The organism is Streptomyces sp. NPDC017993, from assembly GCF_044328065.1.
In the GTDB taxonomy this organism is placed as follows: Bacteria; Actinomycetota; Actinomycetes; order Streptomycetales; family Streptomycetaceae; genus Streptomyces.
Map to the genome: position 1 here is coordinate 439967 of NZ_JBIRGO010000004.1, position 17830 is coordinate 457796.

Annotated in this window: 14 protein-coding genes; 6 read left to right on the top strand and 8 right to left on the bottom strand. The window is 72.6% G+C overall.

Annotated elements, in window-relative coordinates:
- Positions 1-54: 54 nt before the first annotated feature.
- A complete protein-coding gene (locus tag ACH4FH_RS09290; protein ID WP_398555133.1) occupies positions 55-1056 on the bottom strand; it encodes a TIGR03842 family LLM class F420-dependent oxidoreductase in 1002 nt (333 codons plus the stop codon).
- Positions 1057-1067: 11 nt separating this feature from the next.
- On the bottom strand, positions 1068-2504 hold the full coding sequence (gene hydA, locus ACH4FH_RS09295) for a dihydropyrimidinase (RefSeq protein WP_398555134.1): 1437 nt from the start codon (positions 2502-2504) through the stop codon (positions 1068-1070).
- Positions 2505-2978: 474 nt separating this feature from the next.
- Between hydA and ACH4FH_RS09300 the strand changes: the two genes are divergently transcribed.
- On the top strand, positions 2979-3863 hold the full coding sequence (locus ACH4FH_RS09300; protein WP_398555135.1) for an ABC transporter substrate-binding protein: 885 nt from the start codon (positions 2979-2981) through the stop codon (positions 3861-3863).
- A gap of 158 nt (positions 3864-4021) precedes the next feature.
- Here the strand turns inward: ACH4FH_RS09300 and ACH4FH_RS09305 are convergent, their stop codons facing one another.
- The 3 genes from ACH4FH_RS09305 to ACH4FH_RS09315 all read right to left on the bottom strand — a co-directional run bounded on the left by ACH4FH_RS09305 (position 4022) and on the right by ACH4FH_RS09315 (position 7798).
- Entirely contained in the window at positions 4022-5335 is a 1314-nt protein-coding gene (locus ACH4FH_RS09305; RefSeq protein WP_398555136.1) for an aspartate aminotransferase family protein, read from the bottom strand.
- The gene (locus ACH4FH_RS09310) at positions 5332-6174 is read right to left on the bottom strand and encodes a nitrilase-related carbon-nitrogen hydrolase (RefSeq protein WP_398555137.1); all 843 of its coding nucleotides are present in this window, start codon (positions 6172-6174) and stop codon (positions 5332-5334) included. The genes ACH4FH_RS09305 and ACH4FH_RS09310 overlap by 4 nt, the downstream gene beginning before the upstream one ends.
- A 127-nt stretch (positions 6175-6301) precedes the next feature.
- Positions 6302-7798, bottom strand: a complete 1497-nt coding sequence (locus tag ACH4FH_RS09315; RefSeq protein ID WP_398555138.1) for a hypothetical protein — start codon at positions 7796-7798, stop codon at positions 6302-6304.
- A 159-nt stretch (positions 7799-7957) separates the two neighbouring features.
- On the opposite strand from ACH4FH_RS09315, the gene ACH4FH_RS09320 reads away from it, so the two are divergent.
- Positions 7958-8389 carry a MarR family winged helix-turn-helix transcriptional regulator gene (locus ACH4FH_RS09320; protein WP_398555139.1) on the top strand — a complete coding sequence of 144 codons (432 nt, stop codon included), beginning with the start codon at positions 7958-7960 and terminating at the stop codon, positions 8387-8389.
- A gap of 103 nt (positions 8390-8492) precedes the next feature.
- On the top strand, positions 8493-9053 hold the full coding sequence (locus ACH4FH_RS09325) for an isochorismatase family protein (protein ID WP_398555140.1): 561 nt from the start codon (positions 8493-8495) through the stop codon (positions 9051-9053).
- A 45-nt stretch (positions 9054-9098) separates the two neighbouring features.
- Here ACH4FH_RS09325 and ACH4FH_RS09330 read toward each other — a convergent pair whose 3' ends face one another.
- Together ACH4FH_RS09330 and ggt are read right to left on the bottom strand one after the other, a co-directional pair.
- On the bottom strand, positions 9099-10577 hold the full coding sequence (locus tag ACH4FH_RS09330; protein WP_398555141.1) for an amidase: 1479 nt from the start codon (positions 10575-10577) through the stop codon (positions 9099-9101).
- Between the two features lie 147 nt (positions 10578-10724).
- A complete protein-coding gene (ggt, locus tag ACH4FH_RS09335; RefSeq protein ID WP_398555142.1) occupies positions 10725-12557 on the bottom strand; it encodes a gamma-glutamyltransferase in 1833 nt (610 codons plus the stop codon).
- A 200-nt stretch (positions 12558-12757) separates the two neighbouring features.
- On the opposite strand from ggt, the gene ACH4FH_RS09340 reads away from it, so the two are divergent.
- Positions 12758-13501, top strand: a complete 744-nt coding sequence (locus tag ACH4FH_RS09340) for a hypothetical protein (protein WP_398555143.1) — start codon at positions 12758-12760, stop codon at positions 13499-13501.
- Positions 13502-13702: 201 nt separating this feature from the next.
- Positions 13703-14020 (top strand): STAS domain-containing protein, encoded by a 318-nt coding sequence (locus tag ACH4FH_RS09345; RefSeq protein ID WP_398555144.1) that lies wholly within the window; start codon positions 13703-13705, stop codon positions 14018-14020.
- Between the two features lie 336 nt (positions 14021-14356).
- Here ACH4FH_RS09345 and ACH4FH_RS09350 read toward each other — a convergent pair whose 3' ends face one another.
- Entirely contained in the window at positions 14357-15094 is a 738-nt protein-coding gene (locus ACH4FH_RS09350) for an SDR family NAD(P)-dependent oxidoreductase (RefSeq protein WP_398555145.1), read from the bottom strand.
- A 391-nt stretch (positions 15095-15485) separates the two neighbouring features.
- On the opposite strand from ACH4FH_RS09350, the gene ACH4FH_RS09355 reads away from it, so the two are divergent.
- Positions 15486-17777: an MMPL family transporter gene (locus ACH4FH_RS09355; protein WP_398555146.1), complete on the top strand. Its 2292-nt coding sequence runs from the start codon at positions 15486-15488 to the stop codon at positions 17775-17777.
- Positions 17778-17830 lie beyond the last annotated feature (53 nt).

Consider the following 17830-nt stretch of genomic DNA (forward strand, 5'->3'; position numbering starts at 1 on the left):
GTTCCCCCGGTCGCCGCGACGCGGGGCCGTAACTCCCCCCGTACCAGCGCCTGTTCAGTCGGCGAGTGCGGGAATGATCCGCTCTCCGTAGGCGTCGAGGGTGGATTCCTTGGCGTCGTGCATGGCGTAGACCGCGAACTGGTCCACGCCCAGTTCCTTGAGCTGTCGCAGCTTGTCGATGTGCGCCTCGGGCGGCCCCAGCAGACAGAAGCGGTCGATGATCGCGTCCGGGACGAATGCGGTGTCCGGGTTGCCCGCCCTGCCGTGGTGGGAGTAGTCGTAGCCCGCGCGGGCCTTGATGTAGTCGGTCAGTTCGTCGGGCACCATGCCGGAGTGCTCGCCGTAGCGGCTGACGAGATCGGCGACGTGGTTGCCGACCATCCCGCCGAACCAGCGGCACTGCTCGCGGGCGTGCGCGAGGTCGTCGCCGACGTAGGCGGGCGCGGCCACGCAGATCGTGACGTCGGCCGGGTCGCGTCCGGCGTCCACCGCGGCCTTGCGGACCGCTTTGATCATCCATTCGGTGAGGAAGGGGTCGGCGAGCTGGAGGATGAAGCCGTCCGCCAGCTCGCCGGTCATGGCCAGGGCCTTGGGGCCGTAGGCGCCCATCCAGACCGGGAGTTTGCCGTCCTTGATCCAGGGGATCCGGATCCGGTGCCCGCCCACCTCCGCCTCCCGGCCCTCGGCCAGATCGCGGATGACGCCGATCGCCTCGCCCAGCCGGGCGAGGGTGTTCGGCGGCCGGCCGGCCACTCGCATCGCGGAGTCGCCACGCCCGATGCCGCAGACGGTGCGGTTGCCGTACATCTCGTTGAGCGTGGCGAAGGTCGAGGCCGTGACCTCCGGGGCACGGGTGGAGGGGTTGGTGACCATGGGGCCGACGATCAGACGCTCGGTGTGTTCCAGGATGCGGCTGTAGATGACGAACGGCTCCTGCCACAGCACCACCGAGTCGAAGGTCCAGCCGTAACGGAAGCCGTTGCGCTCGGCGCGGCGCATCAGGGAGACGACAGCGGATGCGGGCGGGTCGGCCTGCAGGACAACTCCGAAGTCCACGGCGGCGCTCCTTAGATGAGGTACTGGCAGGTGCCGCGCGGGATGTACTGGCCGTGCCCCGCGCGCCCGGCGAACTCCCGGCGGTCGATGACGAGTTCACCGCGCGAGAGGACCGTCTCGACCTGTCCGGTGAGCTGCTTGCCCTCGTAGGCCGAGTAGTCGACGTTCATGTGGTGGGTCTCGACGGAGAGGGTCTGTTCGGCCGCGGGGTCGTAGATGACGATGTCGGCGTCGGTGCCGGGGGCGATGGTGCCCTTCTTCGGGTAGAGGCCGAACATCCGGGCCGGGGTGGCGCAGGCGATCTCGATCCAGCGGCGGCGGCTGATCCGTCCCTCCACGACGCCCTGGTGGAGGAGGTCCATGCGGTGCTCCACACCGGGCATGCCGTTGGGGATCTTGGAGAAGTCGCCGCGGCCGAGTTCCTTCTGCCCCTGGAAGCAGAAGGGGCAGTGGTCGGTGGAGACGACCTGGAGGTCGTTCGTCCGCAGCCCCTGCCACAGCGCCGCCTGGTGCTCCCGGGGGCGCAACGGCGTGCTGCACACGTACTTGGCGCCCTCGAAATCCGGCTCGGCGAGATTGTCCGTGGACAGGAACAGATACTGCGGGCAGGTCTCGCCGAAGACGTTCAGCCCCTTGTCCCGGGCCTGGGCGATCTCCGCGACGGCTTCCTCGGCGGAGACGTGCACGACGTAGAGCGGCGCGCCGGCGACCCGCGCCAGCTGGATCGTGCGATGGGTGGCCTCGGCTTCGAGCAGGACGCGCCGGACCTCGCCGTGATAGCGCGGGTCGGTCCTGCCCTCGGCCAGCGCCTGCTCGACGAGTACGTCGATGGCGATGCCGTTCTCGGCGTGCATCATCACCAACCCACCGTTGTCCGCGGCGCGTTGCATCGCACGCAGAATCTGACCGTCGTCGCTGTAGAAGACGCCGGGGTAGGCGGTGAACAGCTTGAAGGACGTGACGCCCTCGGCGACGAGCAGGTCCATCTCCTTGAGCGAGTGCTCGTTCACGTCGGAGAGGATCATGTGGAAGCCGTAGTCGATGGCGCACTGGGAGTCGGACTTGGCGTGCCAGAGGTCAAGGCCCGCGCGCAGCGCCTGGCCCCGGGACTGGACGGCGAAGTCGACGAGGGTGGTCGTACCGCCCCACGCCGCGGCCCGGGTGCCGCTCTCGAAGTTGTCGGACGAGAACGTCCCGCCGAACGGGAAGTCCAGATGGGTGTGCGCGTCGACGCCGCCCGGGATGACGTACTTGCCGGTGGCGTCGATGTGGCGGTCCGCGGACTCCCGCCAGCTCTCGGCGGCCGGACCGCCCTCGGCCGCGAGGGCGGCGATCCGGCCGTCCTCCACCAGGACGTCGGCGTGGATTTCGTCGGCGGCGGTGATGACCAGACCACCGCTGATGACCGTACGGCTCACAATCCCTGCTCCCTTCCACACGAACAACATCGGCGGCACCGGGAGGCGAAGCTCGACGCGCACCATCCCCTCGGCATGCCTGCTCCGCTGACGCCGCGCCACGACCGGTCTACACCCGTAGATTCCGGTCGAGAAGGAGACCGTAGAAGCATGTCACCCACGGTGGCAATACCGTGACCGCTAATCAGCGGAGACGTTCGTGTTGCCCGGATGATCGGCTGGACGGTTGAACCGCGTGCGGGGCGGGGCGGCCCGGCCGGGCGCCCCCGGGCCGTCCGCGGAGGGGTGCGGGGGCGTCGCACTGGGCAGGTAATCGCCGAAGCCGGCCGAGCCCTCGACGGGAGCGGGGATCGACGGACGGCACCGGCGGGCGCGAGTGGCGCCGCACCACCGGGCCCACTGCCGCGCTACGGGGCCCGGCGCCGGCAGCACGGACCGAGCCGGCCGACGGCGCCGGGAGGTCTTCGGGACGCGGACCACAGGACGTCAGAAAGGCGACACGTCATGGAGCAGAGCACACCGTGGGAGTTCTCCGACGACCGCGGGCGCCTGGCGGTGGCCGGGGAGCGACCGTTACGGATCGTTGCGTACATACAGGCGGGGGCGACGCTGTGGGACCACGGCATCCGCCCCGTGGGGCTGTTCGGGTCCCAGCACGACGGCGCCGCCCCCGACGCCGCCAAGGGCGGAGAGCTGCCGCTGGCGGAGATCGCCTACCTCGGATCCGGTGGCGCGCTGCACCCGGACACGCTGCTGGAGACGGAGCCCGACCTCGTGGTGGCCGTCACCTACGACGGCGAACAGGTCTACGGGCTGGAGCAGAAGACCGCGCTGGAGCTGGAGGCGCATGTCCCGGTGGCCTGCGTCGCGGTGGGCCCGGGGCGCGGACTCGCGGAGGTGCGCGAGCGGTTCGCCGCACTCGCCGGATCTCTGGGGCAGGGCGAACCGATGTCGGTGGCACGGGAGTTGGATGCGGCGGAGGACGGCCTGCGGCAGGTATGCGGCGGCCCGGTGCGGCCCCGGGTGGTGGCACTGTCACCCGCCGGCCCGGACCGGGTGCACCTGGCCAGGCCCGGGGCCTGGCCGGATCTGCGGGCGCTGACCGAGCAAGGCGTCGGCCTGCTGGAACCGGCCGCCGGATCGGGCGCGAACTGGTCCACGGTCGGCTGGGCGGAGGCCGCGGCGATGGATCCCGACATCGTGCTGATGGACGTCCGGGTCAACGCCGCCCGCCCCGAGCGGCTGCGGACCGACGCCCACTGGCGGGCGATCGAGGCCAGGGCCCGGGTGCTGCCGTGGAACCCCGAGGCCCCGTGCAGCCGGCGCGCCCACACCCGGTTCTTCACCCTGGTGGCGGACACGGTGCGGGAAGCGGGCACACCGGCGTAAGGCCGCCGGCGGATCCGCGGGGCCGTTCGTCGACGGTCGTGGCGGTCGTGGCGCCTGTTCCGCCCGCCGCGCCCGCGCCCACCCTCCCCGCACACGCCGCACGTCGCTCCCGCGGCCGGCGCGACGCCCTCGCCCCGGCCGCGGTCACGCCCGCGCCGCTACGACGCGGCCGTCTTCACCTGCGCCTCCTGCAACGCCTCGGCCAGCAGGTCCGCGCCCTCCTCCGCCTCGGCGACGGTCAGCGACATCGGGGGCGCGATCCGCAGCGACGCGCCGCCCTGACCGCCCTTGCCGATGAGCAGGCCGCGTTCCCTGGCGGCCTCAAGCACCAGGCTCGCCGCCTCGGGCGAGCGCTCGTCGGTGCCCGGCCGGACCAGCTCGATGCCGATCATCAAACCGCGGCCGCGCACCTCCCGTACGACATCGAGCCGGGCCGTGATGGCCCGCAGCCTTTCGATGAGCAGGCCGCCGACGCGCCGGGCGTTGCCCTGCAGGTCGTGTTCCAGGAGGTAGTTGAGGTTGGCGAGACCGGCGGCCATGGTGACCGGGCTGCCGCCGAACGTCGAGATGGAGTTCGCGCTGAGCGCGTCCATCACCTCGGCGCGGGCCACCACACCGCCGATGGACATGCCGTTGCCGATGCCCTTGGCGAAGGTCAGCAGGTCGGGCGGGCCGTTCTCGGCGTGCGCCTGCCAGCCCCAGAAGTGCTCGCCGGTGCGGCCCCAGCCGGTCTGCACCTCGTCGCTGATCCAGAGGATGCCGTGCCGGGCGAGGACCTCGCGGAACGCCGCGTAGAGGCCGTCCGGCGGCGCGGTGAACCCGCCGACCCCCTGGATCGGTTCGGCGATCAGCGCGGCCACGCCGCCCGCGGTCTGCTGGAGCATGTCCTCCAGGTCCGCGACGCAGGCCGCGATGTACTCGCCGTCGCCCAGGTGCGCGTACGGGCCACGGCTGCGCACCCCGCCGTGGACGTAGAGCGTCTGCAGCGGCGAGAGGCTGGTCGGGGACCAACTGGCGTTGCCGGTGACGCCGATGGAGGAGAACGACCTGCCGTGGTAGCTGTTGCGCATCGCCAGGATCTGGTTGGAACGGCGGTGCGTGGTGGCCAGCAGCAGTGCCGCGTCGTTGGCCTCCGTGCCGGAGGTGGTGAAGAAGACGCGGGCGTCGGGGATGCCGGAGAGCGCGACGATCCGCTCCGCCAGATCCACCATGGGGCGCGAGAGGTAGAGCGTCGAGGTGTGGATGATGCGGCCGGCCTGTTCGCTGACCGCCTTGGCCACCTCGGGCAGTCCGTGCGCCGTCATGGTGGTGAGGATGCCGCCGAAGAAGTCGAGGTAGCGGTTGCCCTCGGCGTCCCAGACGTAGCGGCCCTCGCCGTGGGTGATCTCCAGGGGCCGCTCGTAGTAGAGGCTGAGCCAGGAGGGCAGCACGGCGCGGTGCCGGCTGTGCAGGCTCGGGGAGTCGTGCGTCACGGCTGCACCAGCCCCTCGTACGCGTCGGGGCGGCGATCGCGGTAGAACGCCCATTGTTGGCGCACCTCGTCGATCAGCGCGAAGTCGAGGTCGCGGACGATCAGCTCCTCCTTGGAGTCGCTGGCCACCTCGCCGACGAACTGGCCACGCGGGTCGACGAAGTAGCTGGTCCCGTAGAAGTCGTTGTCGCCGTACTCCTCCACACCGACCCGGTTGATCGCCGCGATGAAGTATTCGTTGGCGACCGCGGCGGCGGGCTGCTCCAGCTGCCACAGATAGGCGGACAGGCCGCGGGAGGTGGCGGAGGGGTTGTAGACGAGCTGGGCGCCGTTGAGGCCCAACTGCCGCCAGCCTTCCGGGAAATGGCGGTCGTAGCAGATGTAGACGCCGACCTTGCCGACGGCGGTGTCGAAGACCGGCCAGCCGGCGTTCCCCGGCTTGAAGTAGAACTTCTCCCAGAAGCCCTTGACCTGCGGGATGTGGTGTTTGCGGTACGCCCCGAGGAAGGAGCCGTCGGCGTCGATGACAGCCGCGGTGTTGTAGTAGAAACCGGATTGCTCGACCTCGAAGACCGGGACCACGATCACCATGCCGGTCTCCCGGGCGAGGTCCTGCATCCTGCGTACGGTCGGCCCGTCCGGCACCGGCTCGGCCCAGCGGTAGTGCTCCGGATCCTGTACCTGGCAGAAGTACGGAGCGTTGAAGACCTCTTGGAAGCCGATCACCTTCGCGCCCTGCGCGGCCGCCGCCCGGGCGTACTCCTCGTGCTTCGCGATCATCGATTCGGTGTCGCCGGTCCAGGTCGCCTGGACCAGTGCGGCACGCACAACATCGGCCATGAGCTGCTCCTTTGTCGGTGCGTCAGCCTGCAGGCCACGCGGGTCTACGCGTGTGGAGGTGACCGTAAGCCCCGTCACGCACGGTGGCAAGACCATCTCTCGCTGCGGCGCGTCCGCGGTGGCGCGGTCAGACGGTGGCGTCGTGGCCCGCGGCGCGCAGCGCGTGCGCGATATCGCTGTGCCGGTGCGGGGAGACATCGGTGGCCGCGTCCAGGAGCAGGGGACCCAGCGTGTCGGGGGCGAGCGCGGCCAGGGCGGCGGACTCCTCGGGCGTACGGGCCCGGACGAGGGCGGCGAGCAGTTCGCGGGCCTGTGCCGTGCGGCCCCGCTCCAGCAGTTCCAGCGCGACCCGGCCCACCTCGACGACGGGGCGGGCCACGCCTTGCCGGAGCAGTGTCGCGCTGTCCTGCGTGCGGCCCGCGCCGGCCAGCGCGTCGGCGGCGGCGGCGAGCCCGTCGGGCGGCAGGCAGGCCACTTCCCAGAGCAGGGTGGGCACGTCGGAGCCGAGCCCGGCCTGATCCAACGCGCCGATGAGGAGGGGGAGTTCGGGTGCCGGGCGGTTGGCCGCGGCGCAGAGTTCGGCGTGCGCGAGACCGCCGTCGCCGGCCGCGCGCAGCTGCGCGAGCCGCGCCACGGCGTCGGCGGCGGCCCGGTGCGCCCCGGCATCGACGGCGATGGGAGCGGCGTCCTCGGCCGGTGGGACTTCGTCGTACGCGCCGGCGAACCGGGCTCCGCGCGGGGACAGGCCCGCAGCGGGCAGGCCCTGCCGGTCGTCCTCCGTGGGCGGCCGACCGTCCGGCGCCGTGGCCGGCGTGGCGGATGGTCCGATCTCCGGGAGCAGCGGCGCGGAGTCCTCGGCCCCAACGCCCTCCTCCGCCGGCTCCAGCCCCGCGAAGCGCGCGCCACGAGGCCGTCCGGCACCCTTGCTCTTGGGCTTCTTCCCCTTCGCCTTCGCCTTGGTCCGCGCGCCCCGCTCCGGCGCCTGCTGCGGTACGGCCTCCACGACGGCGCCCGCGACAGCCTCCACCACGGGTTCCGCGGCCGCGACCTGCCCCGCCGTCCGCGGTGGCGCCGGGGGCTCCGCCGCTACGGCCGCGCCGGCCATCGCCGCCGCCTCGGCTCCGCCGAGCGCCTCCAGCCGGGCACCCAGCTCACGCACGCGCACGCCCGCGCGGGTGTAGTCGTCCTCGGCCCAGGCCAGCTCCTCGGCCAGCCGCTCCGCTTCCGGCGCACCCGTCGCCGCCCACACCGCGCCCTGGAGTTCGCGGGCGCGGAGCGCCGCCTGCTGGTGTTCGCGCCGCATGACCTCCAGACGCTCGCACAGCGCGTGCCGACCGCCCGGCCCGGCGTCGTGATCCGCGACCGCCCGTGCGTGCAGTTGCCGGGCCCTCGGCCCCACGGCGTGCAGGGGCTGGTCGCCGAGCAGCCCCGCGAGGTCGTGCAGCATCGACTCCACCACGTCCCACGGGGGCACGTCGCGCCCCTCCAGGCATGCGCGCAGACCCTCGGGGTCGCGGTGCACGAAGACCCCGTACCACCCGGCCGTCGGGTCGAGCCGGTGCACGAGGTCGGTCAGGAAATGTGCGAACTCCGCTACCGGGTGGCGGAGTTGTGTCTCCGACATACCTGCACCTCTCCCCTGCGACCGGACTCCGCCATCCCGCCCGCATTCGACACCAGCGATGTTTCCGGGAGGGTGACCGTCGTGCTACAGGGAGTTTTCCTCCGCCGCACACCACAGCCAAACTTGCAAGTTTCTCTGTCGAACTTCTAGGCTGGCGTCATGCCGGAAAGAGAGCCGGAAGGACTTGCCGCCGACCTGGGCGCCACCGTGGCGCAGCTGATGCGGCACCTTCGCGCGGCGTCCCCCCAGGGCGAGTTCACGCCCACCCAGCGCTCGGTCCTGTCCCGGATCGACACCCGGGGGCCGGCCACCACCGCGGCGCTGGCCCGTGCGGAGCTGGTCCGCCCGCAGTCGATGCGGGTGACCCTCGCCGCGCTGGAGGAGCGCGGGGTTCTCACCCGTAGCCCGCATCCGACCGACGGGCGCCAGGTCGTCTTCTCGCTCACCGAGGAGGGCCGCGGGACGCTCGCCGCCCTGCGGCGGGCCAAGCACGACTGGCTGACCGTGGCCATCGCCGAGCGGCTGACCCCCGAGGAACGCCGCACCCTGGCCACGGCGACCGAGCTGATGCGCCGGCTGACACAGGACTGACCGGCCCTCGTCGCCCGCACCCCGCGGAGCCACCGGCCCCGGCCTGCGGCTGACCGTCGCGGACCGTTGCGCACACCGCCCCACCACCCCACGAGGAGCCGTCATGCCCGCCACCACGCTCGATGCCACGTCCGCGCTGGTCCTGATCGACCTGCAGAAGGGCATCGCCGCACTGCCCACCGTCCACCCCGCCGACGAGGTCATCGCGCGCGGCGCGCGGCTGGCCGCCGCCTTCCGCGCGCACGGGCTGCCCGTCGTCCTGGTGAACGTCACGGGCGGCGCTCCGGGCCGCACGGAGACCGCGGCACGCGGCGGCACGCCGCCTGCCGACTGGGCCGAGCTGGTCGACGCACTCGACCGTCGGCCCGAGGACATCCTGGTCACCAAGCAGCAGTGGGGCGCCTTCCACGGCACCAACCTCGACCTGGAGCTGCGCCGCCGCGGCGTGACGCAGGTGGTGTTCGCCGGCATCGCCACCAGCATCGGCGTGGAGTCCAGCGCCCGTGCCGCCCACGAGCACGGCTACCACGTCACCATCGCCACGGACGCGGTCACCGACCTGGACGCGGACGCACACCGCCACACCCTGGAGAAGATCTTCCCCCGGCTGGGCGAGACCGACACGACGGACGCGATCCTCACCTTCCTCGACGGCGACCGCTGAGGCACCTGAGAGGGCTGAGCAACCGAAGACCGCTGTTCGGATCGCTCAGGTGGCGGCCCGCGCCGGGTGCACCGCCGGACGGCGCTCGTGCCAGCGCAGGTCGTCCTGGAGCTGCGCGGCCAGGGAGATCAGCTGCGGCTCGCCGTCGGCCGGACCGAGCAGTTGGGCCCCCAGCGGCAGTCCGTCCGCGCTGAACCCGGCGGGCACGCTCACGCCCGGCCAGCCGAGAACGTTCCATGGCCAGGCGTACGGGCAAGCCGCGATCATGGCCTGATCCGTGCGCCAGCCGCTGAGCTTGGCGAGCGTGCCGATGCGCGGCGGCGGCGTGGCGGTGGTCGGGGTCAGCAGCACGTCGTACGGCCCGAACAGGGCGCCGATGCGCTGCTGTTGACGCTCCTCCACGGCCCGTGCCCGGCGCAGCACGGGCCCGCCGAGCAGCCGCCCCAGCCGCGCCGCCCCGCGGGTGCGGCGGTCCAGCAGGGACCGGTCGGGGACCCGGGCCGCCCACTCCCCCACGCCCACCGTGGCGCGCGGGACGAACGCCAGCCCCACCAGGCCGTAGTCCGGTTCGGCCTCCTCGACGAAGTGGCCGAGCCGGGCCAGGTTGCGGGCCAGCGCGGTGACCGCCGCCCGGACGTCGGGGTGCAGCGGTTTGGGTGTTCCGGTGAAGGCCGGCTTCCAGGACAGCGCGATGCGCAGCCGCCCCGGGTCCCGGCCGGCGGCCTCGCGGGCCGCGACCTCGGGCGGCCGGTGCAGATCGCCGTCGTGGTTACCGCTCGCCACGTCCAGCAGCAGGGCCGCGTCCTCGACCGTGCGGGCCAGCGGGCCGATGCCGGTGATGCCTTGGAACGCCTCCGCGTCCGGCCAGGTGGAGATGCGGCCACGCTGCGGCTTGATGCCGACCAGATGGGACCAGGCGGCGGGGATACGGACCGAGCCCGCCCCGTCGGTGCCCAGCGCGGCGGGCACCAGCCCCGCGGCGACCGCGGCTGCCGAGCCACCGGACGAACCTCCGGGCGTGTGGCCGAGGTTCCACGGGTTGCGCGTCTCACCGAAGGCCGGGCCCTCGGTGAACGGCCACTGGCCCAGCTCGCAGGCGTTGGTCTTGCCGACGATGACCGCCCCGGCGGCCCGCAGCCGCCGGACCACCTCGGCGTCCCGCCGCTTCGGCGGGAACTCCCCGGCGCAGCCGAACGCGGTCGGCTCACCCGCCACATCGGTGTCGTCCTTGACCGCGACCGGCACGCCGAGCAGCGGCAGCCGCTCACCGGCCGCGAGCCGGCGGTCGGCCTCCTCGGCCTCCGCCATCGCCGCCTCGGCCCGTACCCGCCGGAAGGCGTTGACGCTGCCCTGGGTTGCCTCGATGCGGTCCAGTGACCGCAGGACCAGCGCGGTCGAGCTCACCCGTCCGTCGGCCAGTGCCCGCGCCTGCTCGGCGAGGCCCTCGTACTTCCCTGCCGCCTCGCGCGGTGAACCCGCCGACGCTGCTCCGGCCTTGCTTTCACGGCTGTCGTCAACGCTCACGGTGCGTGCCCTCCCTGGGACCGTCCCTGTTCGAACGAACGGTCCCAGGAGGCTAGTCGCCGGGGTGGGGGCCAGCAATGACGCCGCGCGGCGGGTACATCGACGACACACGGACGCCGCACACGGTGCGCGGCAACTGCCGTCCGGCTACGACCCGCGGACCACCATGGCCGATCCGCCGCCGCGGCGTACCTTCTCGGCCGCCGCGAGCCAGCGGCCGTCCGGCAGCCGCTGCACCCCGGTCGCCGCGCCGATCTCCGGGTTCTGCTTGAACGCGTGCCCGAGCGCTTCGAGTTGGCCGCGCAGCTTGCTGTTCCACAGGCCGGGTTCGAGTTCGGTGGTCGCGGCGTTGCGCTGGCTGGCGCGCGGCGCGGCGATGGCGTCGACCAGCGGCATTCCGCGGTCCAGGTGGTTGAGGAGGGTCTGCAGCACCGTCGTGATGATGGTCGCGCCGCCCGGTGAGCCGAGGGCCACCACCGGCCGGCCGTCGCGCAGCACGATCGTCGGCGAGATCGACGAGCGGGGCCGCTTGCCGGGGCCGGGCAGATTCGGGTCGTGCACGGCGGGGCTCGCCGGCGCGAAGGAGAAGTCCGTGAGCTCGTTGTTGAGCAGGAAGCCACGGCCCGGTACGACGATGCCGCTGCCGCCGGTCTGCTCGATGGTCAGGGTGTAGGCGACGACGTTGCCCCACTTGTCGGCGACGGTCAGATGAGTGGTGTTCTCCCCCTCGTACGTCGTCGGGGCCGCCTTGCCCACGCTGCCGCAACGCTCGGGGTGGCGCGGGTCGCCGGGCGCGAGCGGGCTGGTCAGCGCCTTGTCGTCGTCGATAAGGCACTCCCGCGAGTCGGCGAACCGCTGCGCGGTGAGGCCCTTGGTCGGCACGTCCTCGTGCGCCGGGTCGCCGACCCAGCGGCCGCGGTCGGCGAAGGCGATCCGGCCGGCCTCGATGTACCGGTGCAGGTACCGCTTCTCGCTCAGCCGTGAAACGTCGCTCCTCTCCAGGATGTTGAGCGCCTCGGCGACGCTGGTGCCGCCCGAGGAGGACGGCGCGATGCCGTATACGTCCAGGCCGCGGTAGGCGGTGCGGGTCGGCGCCTGGCTGAGTGCCTCGTAGGTCCGCAGGTCGTTCGCGGTCAGGTCGCCGGGCCGTACCGTGCGCTCGGCGCCGTCCCGCACTGGAGGCTTCCGGACGGTCCGTACGACGTCCTTGCCGAGTTCTCCGTCGTAGAGCGCTTCGACGCCCTGGTGCGCCAACTGCCCGTAGGTGCGGGCAAGGTCGGGATTCTTGAGGGTCGAGCCGACCACCGGCAGCTTGCCGCCGGGGAGGAAGAGGCCGACGCTGGCCGGGAAGTCGCGGAAGCGGTCCTCGTTGTCCGCGGTCTGCCGGCGGAAGGTCTCATCGACCGTGAAGCCCTGCCGGGCCAGTTTCTGCGCGGGCCGCAGCACCTGCCCGAGGGAGCGGCTGCCCCACTTGTCCAAGGCGGTGTCCCAGGTGGCGGGGGTGCCGGGCGTGCCGACGCCCAGACCGCTGGTGACGGCGTCGTTGAACGGTATGGGCTTGCCGTTCTCCAGGAAGAGGTCCTTGCCCGCCGAGCGCGGCGCGGTCTCCCGCCCGTCGAGGGTCCGTACGCTCCGCGATCTCGCGTCGTAGTGGACGAAGTAGCCACCGCCGCCGATGCCCGCGGAGTAGGGCTCGGTGACGCCCAGGGCAGCCGCGGTGGCGACCGCCGCGTCCACGGCGTTGCCGCCCTTCTTGAGCACCTCGATGCCGGCGGCGGAGGCGTCCGGGTCGACGCTGGACACCGCTCCGCCGTGGCCGACGGCGACCGGGGTCTTCGCCGGTGTGGCGGTGGTGGGGCGGTCCTTGGCCGAGGGGCCCGGGTGCGGGGACACGGACCGGGCACTGGCCGGGACCGCCACCAGGGAGCCCGCCAGCGCGGCGGCGGCTCCGAGGACGGTGAGACGACGGGCTTTCGACATACCGGAATGTCCTCCAAGGAGCGCACGCGGGGGCGGCAGGGGGCCGGAGCCTACTCGCGGGAACCGCGCGACGACAGAGGGCATGGCGCCACCCGTCCTGTATGCGCGTACGGATATGCCTGTACGGATCGGGACAAGGCAGCCCAGCGCACCGCCCCACCCTCGAACACACACCCGTACAGCCGCTACGCTCCCCCGCCATGGACGACACCCTGCTGCTCCTGACCGCGGCCGGCGTGGCCCTCATCGTGGGCCTCGCGGCCGGCTGGGCCGCGCAAGCGGCGGCGGCCCGCCGGAAGCTGACCCGCGAGCAGAGCTTCTTCGGACTGCCGGCCGGCTCGGAGTGCGTGCTGGTCACCCACCGGGACAGCACCTCGGCCCACTGGAGCATCCCCCGGCACGACGCGCTGGCGCTGCTCGGCCTGGCCGCGGTCATCGAGAACTGCGGTGCGCACCCGGAGGTCGCCCCGCACGACACCGGGCTGCAGGGCTTCGGCGCGCGCACCGAGTTCTGCGTCGGGGATCCGACGGCGCACCGCCGGCTGGCGGCCCATATCGCGAATCTGCTGCCGGGCGTCGCGGTGCAGCCGGGCGAGGAGTCCGGCGCGGAACGCGGCACCTTCACCATCGGCGGCACGACGTACCGGATGGAGCCCGGCGCGGTCGAATACGTCCTGCTGGCGCGGCTGAGGGCGGGCGAGGGGGACCGGCCGGTGTTCCTGGCGGCCGGACAGCGCCCGGTCACCCACCGGGCCGCGGTCCGCCACCTCGTGCGCAACCGTGCCCGGCTGGCGCGCAAGCACGGTGCCGACGGCCAGTTCTGCCTGCTGCTGAAGGTGGTCAACTCCCAGGCGTACGGGCCCGATGTCGTCGAGCTCGTCGCGGACGTCACCAAGGCCGCGATCACGGCGGTGGAGGCGAAGGGCCACCGGGCGGGGGCCTGAGGCGCGCGGGCAGCGAGTCGGGGAGCCGGCGACGCGTCGGCCGGCCGGGCGCGCTCCCCCACCCCACCCACCCCAGCGCGAATGTCACCTATGTCTCTTTTGGCCTGATTTACTTCCTTCTGTCCGTTCAGCCGCTCTAGGCTGGCGATCCAACGGCACCACTTCCCGCAGAGCCCGGATCAGTACGGAAGGACACCTCCCTTGACCTCCACCACCGTGAACCACGACGGCCAGGCCATCGTCACGCTGGAGGGGGAGCAGGACGTCCTCACCGCCCCGCGCGTCTCGGCACTGCTCACCGCGGCCGCCGCCACCCGGGACCGGATCCTGGTCGACCTGCGCAACGTGACCTTCATGGACACCACCGGCCTTGACCCGCTGGTCACGACCGCCCGCAGGCTGCTGACGACCGGCGGCAGCGTCACCCTCGTCGTCACCGACCAGCGGCTGCGCAGCCTCCTGGCCCAGACCCACGTCGAGACCCTCTTCCGCCAGGTCAGCTCACCGGCCCAGGCCTGACAGCGGGCGCGGGACGGGCACCCCGGGAGGGGTGACGCAGCCGCCGCGGGGCCCGCGGGTTCTCCCGCCGACCCGCCCCTGCGTGAGGGTGGTCACCCGCTTCGCCGGAACGCGACCCGATGGTTTATCGTTCAATTGGAAGCGGGTGCCGTTCCACCGGTACCTACGGGCCGCGCCGTATCCTCCTCGGAACGACCGCCCGCCGGGCCTCCAGCGAGGCCCCCGCGTCAGCACCCGCACCCCTCAGAGCCGCCCCGGCCGAATTCCCCCGTTCGGCCGGGGCTTCCCCTTTCCCTTGCGCCCCCGCGCGCTGCGCGCCGTGCGCCCAGGCCACCGTCACCTCAGGTGGGACGCCCCGTTGACATCGAGGACCGCCCCGGAGGACCAGACCGCCTCGGGCGAGGCGAGATAGTGCACGGCGGCTGCCACGTCCTCGGGGGAGGCGACCCGCCCGAACGGGCTCTGCTGCCGGACCCCGTCCGTGAGGCGATCCGCCACCCGCTCCGTCGCGACGAACCCGGGGGCGACCGACGCGACCGCGATGCCGTGCGGCGCGAGATGGACCGCCAGCGACTGCCCCATGGCGTGCAGCGCCGCCTTGGTCGCACCGTAGGCCGGGTGATCCGGCTCGCCACGGTAGGCACCGCGCGACCCGATGTGGATGATCCGGCCCTCGACCGCGCGCTCGATCATGTTCCGGGCCGCCCCGTAGCTCACATGAGCCGCGCCCAGCAGGTTGACGTCCACGATCTGCCGCCAGGCGTGGTGCCAGTCCTCGAACGACGTCCCGTCCAAGGGGTGCGCCACATTCGTGGCGGCATTGTTGACCAGCACGTCCACCCCGCCCAGACCGGTCACGGCCGCCTCGACGACGGCCGCCGCGCCGTCCGGGGTGCCCACATCGCCCTGGATCAGAACGTGTCCGCTCCCCTCCAGCGCGGCGATGGCCTCCTCCGCCGCCTCCCGGCGGGAGGCGTAGTGCAGCGCGACCCGGTCGCCGTGCGCGGCGAACCTCTCCGCGACGGCCCGTCCGATGCCCCGCGAGGCACCCGTCACCAGCACCGCCCGGCTCACAGGACAGCCTCCGGCCCGCCGTACGAAGCGTGTTGATACCTCACGAATATGCCTGCCTCACGTCGCGTCAGATCGTCCGATACCGCCTCATGTCGCGGGCGAGCCGCATGGCTCCGGCCCCGAGGCGGCCTCCATGATCGTAAGAAGTCGTCGGGAGGGCGCGGCTACCGAGGTCCGGTGCAAGGAAACGGGGCGGCGAGGAGCCGGGCCGCGCCCCCGGTCGGCGCACCACCACCCGTCTCACCGCGTGGGCGTGCCACGGTCGTCGAACGGGCTTTGAATGCAGAGTGTCCGATGCGCTCACGCCGGACGCTCCCTCCCGGGAAGCGCCCGCACGAGCACCACCAGACCGCGGCGGCCCGTCGAGCGCCGGTCCTCGTCGGGAGCTCCCATGCCGTTGCCGAAGACTCCGACCAGCCCCACCCCGCCCGGCGGCGCGCGCTCCAAAGGCCGACTGCGGCGCCTGGGTGAGTGGTGTGCGCGGCACTGCGTGGTCGTCATCGCGCTGTGGCTGGCGGCCCTCGCCGGGCTACAGGTTCTCCAGCACGCCTACGGCGGTGGCTACTCCGACAACTTCACCCTCCCCGGCAGCCAATCGGAGAAGGGCCTGGACGTACTCCAGGCGCACGACCCCAAGGCCGGCGGCTACAACAGCCAGGTGGTGCTGCACGACAGCTCCCAGCCGCTCGCCGCCTTCAGCGGCCAGATCTCCGGCGCCGTCGCCTCCTTGGGGAAACTGCCGGACGTCCTGTCGGCGCAGAGCCCACTGCCCCCGCCCGGCTCCAAGCCGCAGGCGCCGCCGCCCGGCACGCCGAACGTCGGCCCACTCTCCTCGGACGGCAGAACCGGCTACATCACGATCCGCTTCGACAAACAGCCCTCCACCCTGGGCTCCGGCTACCTCGACGGCGTCGACAAGGCCGTGCAGCCGCTGCGCTCCGCCGGTGTCGACGTGGAGTACGGCGGAACGCTGGGCGAACTGGCCCGCCCGAAGGCCAACGACCGGATCAGCGAGCTGATCGGCTTCGCGGTGGCGATCCTGGTACTGCTGATCGGCTTCGGCAGCGTCCTCGCCGCCGCGGTGCCACTGGTGACCGCGCTGCTCAGCGTCGTCTGCGGGCTGGGGGCGCTGGGACTGCTGGCCGCCGCGTTCACCTTCGCCACCGTCTCCCCGACCCTGGCCACCATGATCGGCCTCGGCGTGGGCATCGACTACGCGCTGTTCCTGATCACCCGGCACCGGCAGCACCTCATCGACGGCGCCGATCCGGTCGGCGCCGCCGGACGGGCCGTCTCCACCAGCGGCCGGGCCGTCCTCGTCTCCGGCTGCACGGTCATCGTCGCGCTCGCCGGTCTCTCAGTCTCCGGTGTCAGCTTCATCTCCAAGCTGGGTGTGGCGGCGGCCGTCACCGTGATCTCCGCGGTGCTCGGCGCGCTCACCCTGGTGCCGGCGTTCCTGGGGCTGATCGGCCGGCACCTCGACCGCCTCCGGGTCCGCAGGCCCGTCGCGGAGACGGAGACCGAGCCGGGCGCCCCCGAGAGCGGCACCTGGCACCGGTACGCGCAGCGGGTGGAGCGGCGCCCCTGGTGGTTCCTGGCGGGCGGGGTGGCCGTCGTGGCCGTCCTGGCCATTCCGGTCTTCTCCATCCAGCTTGGCCATATCGGCGACGGCGCCGATCCGAAGTCGTTCACCGACCGCCGCGCCTTCGACCTGATGTCGTCCGCGTTCGGTCCCGGCTCCAACGGGCCGCTGACACTGGTCATCGACCAGTCCGGGGTTCCGCAGGCGGACCGCGCCGCGCTGGCGGCGCAGGCCGGAAAGGCGCTCACGAATGTGCCCGGGGCGGCCACCATCACCCCGCTCAAGGCCACCCCGGACGGCGACGCGCTCGTCGGCACCGCGTACTCCACCCAGGCACCGCAGGACGAGACGACCACGCGCCTGACCAACCACCTGGTCGACGACGTACTGCCGCAGGCCGTGCGGGGCACCGCCGCGCACGGCTATGTGACCGGCACGACCGCGGCCCAGGTGGACTTCCTGGACATCGTCTCCAGCAGACTCCCGCTGATCATCGCCGTGGTCGTCGCCCTCGCCTTCCTCATCATCCTGATCGTCTTCCGCGGTCTGCTGGTCGCCTTGAAGGCGGCGGTGCTCAACGTCCTGTCGATCGCCGCCTCCTACGGGGTGGTCGTGGCCGTCTTCCAGTGGGGCTGGGGCGGACCCGAACTCGGGGTCTCCGGGACCGTGCCGATCGAGAGCTACGTCCCGATGATGATGTTCGCGATCGTCTTCGGGCTGAGCATGGACTACGAGATCTTCCTGCTGTCGCGGGTGCACGAGGCGTGGCTGCGTACCGCCGACGCGAAGGCGAGCGTGGCCCATGCCCTGGAGATCACCGCGCGGGTCATCACCTGTGCCGCCCTGATCATGGTGAGCGTCTTCGCGGCCTTCATCATCAGCGACAACATCGTGGTGAAGATGCTCGGCCTGGGCCTGGCCGTGAGCGTGCTGATCGACGCCACCGTGGTCCGGCTGCTGCTGGTCCCCGCGGTGATGACGCTGCTCGGCCGGGCGGCGTGGTGGACTCCCCGCCCGCTGGACCGGATCCTGCCGCACATCGACACCGAGGGCGACGAGGAGAAGGCGCCGGAGGCCAAGAAGCACTCCGGCGAGCGGTGAGCCGCGGGGCTCTCCGGCCCCTCCGCCCGCCCCGGAGTGTTCCGGAAAGCGAT